The sequence below is a fragment of the Mycobacterium sp. genome (genome assembly GCF_036273375.1).
Classification (GTDB): domain Bacteria; phylum Actinomycetota; class Actinomycetes; order Mycobacteriales; family Mycobacteriaceae; genus Mycobacterium.
Genome location: NZ_DASUHS010000024.1, coordinates 1 through 10715 on the forward strand (window position 1 = coordinate 1; position 10715 = coordinate 10715).

The window sequence follows — 10715 nt, forward strand, 5'->3', positions numbered from 1 at the left end:
CTGGAAGGCGTCGGTGCCGATCAGCGAGCGTCCGACCTGGCCAGTGACGGCGACGACGGGTATCGAATCCATCTGGGCGTCGGCCAGCGGGGTCACCAGGTTGGTGGCCCCGGGCCCGGACGTCGCCATGCAGACGCCGACCTTGCCGGTGGCGTGCGCGTAGCCGCTGGCGGCGTGGCCGGCGCCCTGCTCGTGGCGGACCAGCACGTGGCGCAGCTTCTTTGAGTCGAACAGCGGGTCATAGACCGGCAGCACCGCGCCGCCGGGAATGCCGAAGATGACCTCTACGCCGAGTTCCTCCAGCGAGCGGATCACCGACTGTGCGCCGGTAAGTTGCTCGGGCCCGATACGTTTCGGCTTGCCGGCCGCGGACTTCGCGGCCGGCTTGGCCGCGTCCGTGGCGATGTCCGCAGCGTCCGGCGTCGCGGAGGCGTGCTGCCTGATGGGAGCGCTCACTGTCGTTCAGTCCTTATTCATTCCGGGAGTCTCGCTGGGGGCAACAAAAAACCCCCGACAGCTCATCTGCTGCACGAGGGTTGCGCGTTGGTTCTGGATTGCTTCAAATGCTGACGGGCAAGTCAGGCACCAACGCGCCGACTAATTACTACGAGCATCCCGGGCTTTCCGGCGGTATCCATAGCGTCCGACGGTAGCCTTCGCACAGCTCAGCAGTCAAATCCGTGACCTTCGGCGCCCCAGTCACCAGGTGGGTTGGCCGCGGCGCAGCAGCGGGGGCGCTCGCGGAATCGATCCCAGATGCAGGGTGAAATGATGGTGGAGTGGCTACCGGTTCGTCCCCCCAAACCCCCTTCACAGCGCCCGTCGTGATCAAGGTGTCGCCGATGGCGCATCTGGCCGTCGGGTTCTTGACGTTGGGGCTACTGATTCCGGTGATGCTGTGGCCGCCGTCGCTCCCGCTGCTGATCCTTCCGGTGCTGCTGTCGGCGTTGATCATCCGGTTACGCACCGTCGCCGACGACCAGGGCGTGACCGTGCGGACGCTTTTTGGCAGCCGGAATGTGCGCTGGGACGACATCGATGGGCTGCGCTTTCACCGCGGTTCGTGGGGACGCGCGCGCCTCAAGAGCGGCGGCGAGCTGCGGCTGCCCGCGGTCACGTTCTCCACCCTGCCGGAGCTGACCGGGGCCAGCGCGGGGCGGGTGCCCAACCCCTACCAGTGAATAGGTCGGTCAGCCGATCGGATTCACACCGTTGAGCGCCACCCACACCCCGACACCGATCGCGATGCCGGCCAGCAGGGCGACGAAGGACCCGATGAAGGGGCGATGTGCCCAACCGCGGCGCACGTCCAGTCCGTAGCGGCCGGGACCGCACAGGACGACCGCGGCGGCCATGACGATCAGGGAGATCTGGTATTCGTGGCCCTCGGGCAGGAAGAAGGAGAAGGTGCGCGTGTGCGGCCGTGCCGAGACGCTGGCCAGCAGACCGTTGATCAAAAACGCCAGCGCACCGGCCGCCGCGACGGGGGTGAACAAGCCGAGTATCAGCAGCACGCCCGCCACGGCCTCCCCGCCGGCGCTCACGTAGGCGAGGATGTCGGCGTGCTGGTAGCCGACATCGGACAGTGAGTTTTTGAACCCCGCAACGCCCGATCCGCCCCACCAGCCGAACAGCTTCTGCAGCCCATGAGCGCCGAGCACCACGCCCAGCCCGACGCGCAGCAGCAGCAAACCGAGATGCTGCGTTCCGCGCCGGCCGACATCGTGCAACGGGTCATGGTGTTCGTCGTCGACCTCGGCGGACTCGGAGGCATGGCGGGCCGCCGAATGCGGCTGTACGAAGGGCAAGGGCTCCTGCTGTTCCAGCAGGTTGTAGCCGCCGGCGCCGGAGCCGGCGGCCGCGGCGGCGGCGCCGTAGGGGATGACGGTGGTGGTCCCGGTCGACGGGTTGAAGTCGCCGGGATAGCCCACTGGCGTCAGATCATCTTCGGGATCGACCAGCCGCGCCGAGGCGGGGCGTCCCGGGGTCGGCTCCGGGGATTCGCCGGGCCGTTGCCAATGTGCGTCATTCGGTTGACTGGTCACGCGTGACAGGGTAAGGGCATTCGGCCCTGAATTGGGGATTTGAGCGGCGCTTTCGCCTGGCAATCGGTGGTTTGCCCGCCAAACCGGCCCGGATTGGCCCCAAATAGGCCCGCAAACCGGTCCCGGCGGCCCCCGGGAGATCGCCGGCCCGCCGGAGGCGGCGCCGGGCCGGGTGGGAAAGCGGTCGTGATCTAGTTTTCGGCGGCGGACAAGAGGGACGTGTGTGGCGGCGGCGCTGGCACTGTCCGTAGCCTGACGGTCATGCGACTAGGGCGATCGGGGCGGTCGGTTCGGCGCGGGTTGGCCGCGCTGTGCGCCCTCGTGCTGGTAACGAGCGGGTGCGCGCGTTTCAACGACGCCCAATCGCAACCGTTCACCACCGCCCCCGAGCTGAAGCCGCAGCCCAGCTCGACGCCTCCCCCGCCGCCTCCGCTGCCGCCCACGCCGTTCCCCAAGGCCTGTCCCGCTCCCGGGGTGATGCAGGGCTGCCTGGAAAGCACCAGCGGCCTGATCATGGGCCCCGACAGCAAAACCGCGCTCGTCGCCGAGCGCACCACCGGCGCGGTCAAGGAGATCTCCGTCAGCGCCGAGCCGAAGGTGAAGACGGTGATTCCGGTGGACGCGTCCGGCGATGGCGGCTTGATGGACATCATCATGTCGCCCACCTACAAGCAGGACCGCCTGATGTACGCCTACATCAGCACGCCGACCGACAACCGGGTCATCCGCGTCGCCGACGGCGACATCCCCAAGGACATCCTGACCGGAATCCCCAAGGGCGCCACCGGAAACACCGGAGCGTTGATCTTCACCAGCCCCACCACGCTGGTCGTGATGACCGGCGACGCGGGCAATCCGGCGCTTGCCGCCGACCCCAAATCGCTCGCGGGCAAGGTGCTGCGGATCGAGCAGCCCACCACCGTGGGCCAGGCGCCCCCGACGACGGCGCTGTCCGGGGTGGGTGCCGGCGGCGGTCTGTGCACCGACCCGGTCGACGGCTCACTGTATGTCGCCGACCGCACTCCGACGGCAGATCGCTTGCAGCGCATCACCAAAACGTCGGATGTTTCCACGGTGTGGACCTGGCCGGACAAGCCGGGCGTGGCCGGCTGCGCGGCAATGGATGGGACCGTGTTGGTCAACCTGATCAACACCAAGCTGACGGTCGCGGTCCGGCTGGCGCCGGCCACCGGTGCGGTCACCGGTGAACCCGACGTGGTCCGCAAGGATACCCACGCGCACGCCTGGGCGCTGCGCATGTCGCCGGATGGAAACGTCTGGGGCGCAACCGTTAACAAGACGGCCGGGGACGCCGAGAAGCTGGACGACGTCGTGTTCCCGCTCTTCCCGCAGGGCGGTGGATTCCCGCGCAACAGCGACGACAAGAGCTGACCGCTCTCGCGTCGTGGTGGCGGACGATCAGCCCTTGCTAGCCCTGGCCGCAGGCGGCCAACACCAATTCGCGCACCCGGGCTGCGTCCGCCTGGCCGCGGGTGGCCTTCATCACCGCGCCGACGATCGCGCCGGCCGCGGCCACCTTGCCGCCGCGAATCTTCTCTGCCACATCGGGGTTGGCGGCCAGTGCCTCGTCCACCGCGGCCTGGGTCGCCAAGTCGTCGCGCACCAGCGCCAGGCCCCGGGCGGTCATCACCTCGTCGGGCTCGCCCTCCCCGGCCAGCACACCTTCGACCACCTGGCGGGCCAGTTTGGTGGATAGCTTGCCTTCGTCGACCAATGCCACCACCGCGGCGACCTGGGCGGGCGTGATCGCCAGCTCATCCAGCGCCACGTTGGCCTCGTTGGCCTTCTGCATCAAGAAGTTTCCCCACCAGGCGCGGGCCTGCTCGCGGGACGCACCGTGCTCGATGGTCGCGGTGACCAATTCGATCGCCCCTGCGTTGACCAAGTCGCGCATCACTTCGTCGGAGATTCCCCACTCGTCCTGAATGCGCTTGCGGCTCAACCATGGCAGCTCGGGAATGGTCTGGCGCAGCTGCTCGACCAGTTCACGGCTGGGCGCGACGGGCTCCAGGTCAGGCTCGGGGAAATACCGGTAGTCCTCGGCGGTTTCCTTGGTGCGGCCCGGACTCGTATAGCCGCCCGCCTCGTGAAAGTGCCTGGTTTCCTGGGTGATTCGACCGCCGGACGTCAGAACAGCAGCCTGGCGCTGCATTTCGTAGCGCACCGCCACCTCCACACTTTTCAGCGAGTTGACGTTCTTGGTTTCCGTTCGGGTGCCGAACTCGATCGTTCCCGTGGGCTTGAGCGACACATTGGCGTCACACCGCATGGAGCCTTGATCCATCCGGACATCGGACACGTCCAAGGCGCGCAACAGGTCTCGCAATGCCGCCACGTAGGCGCGGGCGATCTGCGGCGCCCGGGCTCCGGCACCCTCGATGGGCTTGGTGACGATCTCGATCAATGGCACGCCGGCGCGGTTGTAGTCGATCAACGACGTGGTCGCGCCGTGGATGCGGCCCGTCTCACTGCCGATGTGGGTGAGCTTGCCGGTGTCCTCCTCCATGTGCGCGCGCTCGATCTCGACCCGCCAGGTGGTGCCGTCCTCCAGCGGCGCCTCGAGGTAGCCGTTGATGGCGATGGGCTCGTCGTACTGCGAGATTTGGTAGTTCTTCGGCTGGTCCGGGTAAAAGTAGTTCTTCCGGGCGAACCGGCACCACGGCACGATCTCGCAATTCAGCGCCAGCCCGATGCGAATGGCCGACTCGACCGCGCTCCGGTTGAGTACGGGCAGCGAGCCGGGCAGGCCGAGGCACACCGGGCATACCTGGGTATTGGGTTCGGCGCCGAATACAGTGGTGCAGCCGCAGAACATCTTGGTGACGGTGGACAACTCCACATGCACCTCGAGGCCGAGTACCGGATCGAAACGCGCGATGACGTCGTCGTAATCCATCAGATCGGCGCTGGCGGCAACACTCATGCGCTCGATCCTAATGGTGATCGCGAGCGCGGCGGAGCCGGGCGAAGCGGGTCACCACCGATCAACACCGTGGTGATCGCGCCACCGGGAATTGGTCGCGCTGCCCTTCCCTGCCCGGGAACATATCGGCCAGCGCGGCCGCCATCTCCAGGTAACTGCGACGGCTCTCCTTGCTCAACCGGTCCAGCGCGATCTTTCGACCATCGTGCACGTGCCGATCGAAGGGCAGCACAACTGTGGCGCCGACGCGCGCGGACAGTCGGTCGAGTTCGGTGACGGCCACGCGGTCCACCTTGGCCGGCTCGACATGGTTGATCGCCAGCACGGTCCACTGCATCAACGATTGATACCCGTTGTGGGACAACCACTCCAGTGCCGCCCGTGTTTTACGTATCGCATCGATGGCGGGGCTGGTAACCACCACCAGGGCTCGCGATTCCGGTAAAACAGCGTCCATCACAGCGGAATTGAGCGTTTTGACACAGTCGACCAACACCAGTGAGTATTGGTTTCGCAGCATCGAAAACGCTCGCAGCATGTCGTGGCGCTCCAGGCGCCAGTCGGTGTCCGGCAACCCGAGCACTTCCAGCCCGAAGCCGTTCATGTACGTCAGCGCGCGGATGTCCTCGTAGTGCGCCGCCGGGCTGCCGTGCAGCAGGTCGGCCAGACTGTGCGGGTTGCTCTGGCCGTGGCGCTCCGCCAGGTCTCCGGCGTCGATGTCGAGGGCAAGCACCCGGTCGTCGCGCACGGCGGCGAAGGTGGACCCAAGCGCCTCCACCACCGCCGTCTTGCCGACCCCGCCTTTGAGGTTGAGCACGGCGATGGGAAAGGCGCCCCCCACGGTCGCGCGGATACGCTGCCGCAGCTCGTTCTCATAGGCCGTATTTTTGCCCGGGCCCAGCTCGATCCCGGTTATGCGATGAAGCAGCTGTTGCCAGTTAAACCCGGCGGCGTCCGTGTCGTGGGTGTCGAAGCGGTCCAGCGCCGTCGCACCCAGCATCGGCTCGGGACGTGGCGGTGATGGCACCCGCCGGATCGGTGGCGGGGCGGCCGGCCGGGGTCGCGGCGGTCCGTCCATTTGCTGATTCGGACCGCGGGACTGCGGCACCGTGGACGCTGCGGGGTCGCCCTCGATACGCCACGTGTGCCAACCCGGCTTTTGGTTCGGCGGGCCCGGTGGCCCCGCCGCTGCCGCGGATTGCCCAACGAATCCGCGAATCGAACCGCGGTTGCTCATACTCCCGGTATAACCCCGAAAGACCAGTCCGGAAACCACCAAACTGCGGCAATCGCGAACCATTTGATCATTGGCGGGCAAATTCAAGCCGCGGCCCACTCAGATCCACCCGTTGTTTGCCACGCGCGTAATGGCTAACCGAAGAACGCAGCGGCGTCGTCGTAGCGGCTTTCCGGCACCAGCTTGAGTTGACGCACCGCATCCGCCAGAGGCACCCGGCCGATGTCCTGCCCGCGCAGCGACACCATCTGGCCGTATTCCCCGGCATGCGCGGCGTCGGCCGCATTCACCCCGAACCGGGTGGCCAGCACCCGGTCGTAGGCCGTCGGGGTGCCGCCCCGCTGGACGTGGCCCAGCACGGTCACCCGGACGTCTTTGTTGATCCGCGTTTCCACTTCGGCGCCAAGCTGGGCCGCCACGCCGGTGAACTTCTCGTGGCCGAATTCGTCAATCCCGCCTTCCCGCAACGCAATCGATCCGGGGATAGGTTTGGCGCCCTCTGCGACCACGCAGATGAAGTGCGAATCTCCGCGCTGGAAGCGCCTTTTGACGAGCCGACAGACCTCTTCGACGTCGAAGGGCTGCTCGGGGATCAGCGTCATGTGCGCGCCCGAAGCCAGGCCCGCGTTCAGCGCGATCCAGCCGGCGTGCCGGCCCATCACCTCGACCAGCATCACCCGCTGGTGCGATTCGGCGGTGCTGTGCAGCCGGTCGATGGCGTCGGTGGCGACGGTCAATGCGGTATCGTGGCCGAAAGTCACGTCAGTGCAATCGATGTCGTTGTCGATCGTCTTCGGCACACCGACCACGGGCACATTCTCCTCCGAGAGCCAGTGCGCGGCCGTCAGCGTGCCTTCCCCGCCGATGGGAATCAGGACGTCGATCCCGTTGTCGTCGAGGGTCTGCTTGATCTGGTTCAGCCCGGCCCGCAGTTTGTCGGGGTGCACCCGGGCGGTGCCCAACATGGTTCCGCCCTTGGCCAGCAGGCGGTCGTTGCGGTCGTCGTTCTGCAGCTGGACGCGCCGGTTCTCCAGCAGTCCGCGCCAGCCGTCCTGAAATCCGACCACCGACGAGCCGTATCGGGAGTCGCACGTTCGCACCACTGCCCGAATCACCGCGTTGAGCCCAGGGCAGTCGCCGCCTCCGGTGAGCACTCCGATCCGCATCCCCTCATCTTGCCTGGGGTGGCGGCCTTATGGCGCGATTAGCCGGCGACAGTCCCCACGGTGGCCGCCGACGGCAGCGGTCCGCGGGCCGCCTCGTAGGCTGCGCCGACCCGGTAGAGCCGGTCATCGGCCAGTGCGGGCGCCATGATCTGCAGGCCGACCGGCAGGTCGTCGTCCGGCGACAGACCGGCCGGCACCGACATGCCGCAGTGGCCGGCCAGATTCAGCGGCAGCGTGCACAAGTCGAACAGGTACATCGCCAACGGATCGTCGACCTTCTCACCCAGCCGGAACGCCGTGGTCGGCGTCGCGGGCGACACCACCACGTCCACCGAGCGATAGGCCTCGTCCAGGTCGCGGGCGATCAGGGTGCGCACCTTCTGGGCCTGGTTGTAATAGGCGTCGTAGTAACCGGCCGACAGCGCGTAGGTGCCGATCATGATGCGCCGCTTGACCTCCGGCCCGAAGCCCGCGGCCCGCGTCATTGCCATCACTTCCTCGGCGCTGTGGCTGCCGTCGTCGCCGACCCGCAGCCCGTAACGCATCGCGTCGAATCGGGCCAGGTTGCTCGACACTTCCGACGGCAGGATCAGGTAGTAGGCAGCCAGCGCGTAATCGAAGTGCGGGCAGTCGACCTCGCTCACTTCGGCGCCCAGGGAGGTCAGCTGCTCGACGGCCGCTTCGAAAGTCCTCAGCACGCCGGGCTGGTAGCCCTCGCCGCGCAGCTGCTTGACCACTCCGACGCGCACGCCCTTGAGGTCACCGGCCGCGCCGGCCTTGGCGGCGGCGACGACGTCGGGCACTGCCGCGTTCACCGACGTGGAGTCGAGGGGGTCATGCCCGGCAATCACCTGATGCAACAGCGCGGTGTCCAGTACCGTGCGCGCGCACGGGCCGCCCTGATCCAGCGACGACGCGCACGCCACCAGGCCATAACGCGACACGGTGCCGTAGGTGGGCTTGACTCCCACCGTCGCGGTGAGTGCGGCGGGCTGCCGGATGGAGCCTCCGGTGTCGGACCCGATCGCCAGCGGGGCCTGGAACGCGGACAGCGCGGCGGCACTGCCACCCCCGGAGCCGCCGGGCACCCGGTCGACGTTCCACGGATTACGGGTCGGGCCGTAGGCGGAGTTCTCGGTCGAGCTGCCCATCGCGAACTCGTCCATGTTGGTCTTGCCCAGGATCGGGATTCCCGCGGCGCGCAACCGTGAGGTGACGGTGGCGTCGTACGGCGAACGCCAGCCCTCGAGGATCTTGGACCCGCAGGTCGTGGGCATGTCGGCTGTGGTGAAGACGTCCTTGAGGGCCAGCGGGACCCCGGCCAGCGGTGACGGAAGCCGCTCTCCGGCGGCCACCGCCTCGTCGACCTGCTTGTCAACGGCGGCTGCCGCCGCAAGCGCCTCGTCGGCCGCCACGTGCAGGAAGGCGTGGTAGCGGTCGTCGGTCGCCTGGATTTGGTCCAGGCACGCCTGGGTGACCTCGACCGACGACACCTCTTTGGTGGCGATGCGGGCGGCCAGCGTGGCGGCGTCGGACCGGATGATCTCGTTCACTCGCTGTCTCCCAGGATTTGCGGGACCGCGAAGCGGCCATCGACAGCAGCGGGCGCCTCGGCCAGCGCTTCGGCCTGGGTCAGGCACGGTGTCGACTCGTCGGGCCGGGTGACGTTGACATCTTTCAGCGGATTGTCGGTCGCTTCGACGCCGGTGACATCGACCGCCTGCACCTGGCTGACATGGGTCAGGATGGCGCCGAGCTGGCCGGCGAAGCTGTCGAGCTCGCTGTCGGTCAGCGCCAGCCTGGACAGCCGGGCCAGGTGCGCTACCTCGTCGCGGGAGATCTGGGACACGACTGCAAAGCCTAGCCGCGGGCGTGCGACCCGGTGCACGCCCGTTGCCGATCGCGGGTCGAGCCGAAATGCCGTCGACACATCCTTATGCAACAGTGTTGGCCGTGCCCTCCTATCTGTTGCGCATCGAGCTCGTCGACCGGCCAGGCAGCCTGGGGTCGCTGGCGGTGGCGCTCGGTTCGGTGGGAGCCGACATTTTGTCGCTCGACGTCGTGGAGCGCAGCTCGGGTTACGCGACCGACGACCTGGTGATCGAACTGCCGCCGGGGGCGATGCCGGACACACTGATCACCGCCGCCGAGTCCCTGTCCGGTGTCCGGGTGGACAGCGTGCGCCCGCACACGGGTCTGCTCGAAGCGCATCGTGAGCTCGAGCTCCTCGACCACATCGCGGCGGCCGACGGCAAAGCGGCACGCCTGCAGGTTCTCGCCAACGGGGCGCCCAAGGTTCTGCGCGTCAGTTGGTGCACGGTGCTGCGCAGTTCGGGCGGCGAGCTTCAGCGCCTGGCCGGCAGTCCGGGCGCCCCGGAGACCAAGGCGGACGCGGCCCCGTGGCTGCCGCTGGAGCGAGCCGCGACTCTGGACGGCAGCGCCGAGTGGGTGCCGAATGCGTGGCGCGATATGGATGTGACGATGGTCGCGGCCCCGTTGGGCGACCCTCACACCGCGGTGGTGCTTGGCCGTCCCGGCCCGGAATTCCGGCCCTCGGAGGTCGCCCGGCTGGGTTACCTCGCCGGGATCGTCGCCACCATGCTGCGCTGATCGGCAGTGCCCGCCGTTTTCTGCAGTGGCTATCCGTTACACCGATGCGGCCCGCGACCCAACCTTCGATCTCGTCGTGGAGAGCTTCATCGCGTGTCGGCCGATTCGGCCGGAGATCGTGCAGCCGACCATGTTCAACGACGACCGCGATGTCGATGACGCGGTAGGCGGCCATCAGTGCGAACGAATTCGCTGCTGCCTCAACTTGTTTAAGCTTCGATGGATCGCCGGTAGCGGCCGGTCCCGGCAACGACGCTATTAGTTTGTCGGCGGTGGTTGGGGTTGGAAGGGTGTATACCACCACCAGTGGGCGCGCTCGCCGGTGGGTCCCGGGCAGGGCGCCACGGCGGGCGGGGGTTGAGTTGGTGGGCGCGCCAGCGATCCCGGGCTCAGTAATCGGCCCGCGTTGTCGGTGACAATGACAGCGTCTGCGGGTCCGGTGATGGTGATGACGCCACGATGGTGCAGCCGGTGATGATAAGGGCATAGCAGCACCAGGTTGGCCAACTCCGTGGAGCCGCCGTCTTCCCAGTGCCGGAGGTGATGGGCGTGCAGACCACGGGTGGCACCACAGCCGGGCACCGCGCACATGCGGTCCCGATGCTCCAGCGCGCGGCGAAGCCGCCGGTTGACCAGCCGGGTCGCCCGGCCCGCACCAATGACCTCGCCGCGACGTTCGAACCACACTTCACACGTGGCATCACACGTCAGGT

10 protein-coding genes and 1 pseudogene are annotated in these 10715 nt (G+C 67.7%); 3 read left to right on the forward strand and 8 right to left on the reverse strand.

The features are described 5' to 3' along the window. Nucleotides 1-374, reverse strand: a pseudogene (locus VFW69_RS02585) (thiamine pyrophosphate-binding protein); the annotation flags it as partial. A 468-nt stretch (nt 375-842) separates the two neighbouring features. Between VFW69_RS02585 and VFW69_RS02590 the strand changes: the two are divergent. Continuing rightward, the gene (locus VFW69_RS02590; RefSeq protein ID WP_526497869.1) at nt 843-1181 is read left to right on the forward strand and encodes a PH domain-containing protein; all 339 of its coding nucleotides are present in this window, start codon (nt 843-845) and stop codon (nt 1179-1181) included. 9 nt (nt 1182-1190) lie between these two features. Here VFW69_RS02590 and VFW69_RS02595 read toward each other — a convergent pair whose 3' ends face one another. Continuing rightward, nucleotides 1191-2045, reverse strand: a complete 855-nt coding sequence (locus VFW69_RS02595; protein WP_526497871.1) for a DoxX family protein — start codon at nt 2043-2045, stop codon at nt 1191-1193. A gap of 261 nt (nt 2046-2306) precedes the next feature. Between VFW69_RS02595 and VFW69_RS02600 the strand changes: the two genes are divergently transcribed. Then, nucleotides 2307-3437: a PQQ-dependent sugar dehydrogenase gene (locus VFW69_RS02600; RefSeq protein WP_526497873.1), complete on the forward strand. Its 1131-nt coding sequence runs from the start codon at nt 2307-2309 to the stop codon at nt 3435-3437. A 37-nt stretch (nt 3438-3474) separates the two neighbouring features. Here the strand turns inward: VFW69_RS02600 and gatB are convergent, their stop codons facing one another. The 5 genes from gatB to gatC form a co-directional block, all read right to left on the reverse strand. Next, the gene (gene gatB / locus VFW69_RS02605; RefSeq protein WP_526497875.1) at nt 3475-4989 is read right to left on the reverse strand and encodes an Asp-tRNA(Asn)/Glu-tRNA(Gln) amidotransferase subunit GatB; all 1515 of its coding nucleotides are present in this window, start codon (nt 4987-4989) and stop codon (nt 3475-3477) included. Nucleotides 4990-5050: 61 nt separating this feature from the next. Further along, complete coding sequence (locus VFW69_RS02610) at nt 5051-6067, reverse strand: MinD/ParA family ATP-binding protein (protein ID WP_526497877.1); 1017 nt, start codon at nt 6065-6067, stop codon at nt 5051-5053. 293 nt (nt 6068-6360) lie between these two features. Further along, on the reverse strand, nt 6361-7392 hold the full coding sequence (locus VFW69_RS02615; RefSeq protein WP_526497879.1) for a 6-phosphofructokinase: 1032 nt from the start codon (nt 7390-7392) through the stop codon (nt 6361-6363). Between the two features lie 38 nt (nt 7393-7430). After that, a complete protein-coding gene (gene gatA / locus VFW69_RS02620) occupies nt 7431-8945 on the reverse strand; it encodes an Asp-tRNA(Asn)/Glu-tRNA(Gln) amidotransferase subunit GatA (protein ID WP_526497881.1) in 1515 nt (504 codons plus the stop codon). Next, nucleotides 8942-9241 carry an Asp-tRNA(Asn)/Glu-tRNA(Gln) amidotransferase subunit GatC gene (gatC, locus tag VFW69_RS02625; protein ID WP_064950317.1) on the reverse strand — a complete coding sequence of 100 codons (300 nt, stop codon included), beginning with the start codon at nt 9239-9241 and terminating at the stop codon, nt 8942-8944. Before gatC ends, gatA begins: the two co-directional genes overlap by 4 nt. Nucleotides 9242-9345: 104 nt before the next feature. On the opposite strand from gatC, the gene VFW69_RS02630 reads away from it, so the two are divergent. Continuing rightward, complete coding sequence (locus VFW69_RS02630; RefSeq protein WP_526497884.1) at nt 9346-10002, forward strand: ACT domain-containing protein; 657 nt, start codon at nt 9346-9348, stop codon at nt 10000-10002. 258 nt (nt 10003-10260) lie between these two features. On the opposite strand, the gene VFW69_RS02635 is transcribed toward VFW69_RS02630, so the two are convergent. Beyond that, on the reverse strand, nt 10261-10715 hold a 455-nt coding region (locus VFW69_RS02635), incomplete at its 5' end, for an HNH endonuclease signature motif containing protein (protein ID WP_526497886.1).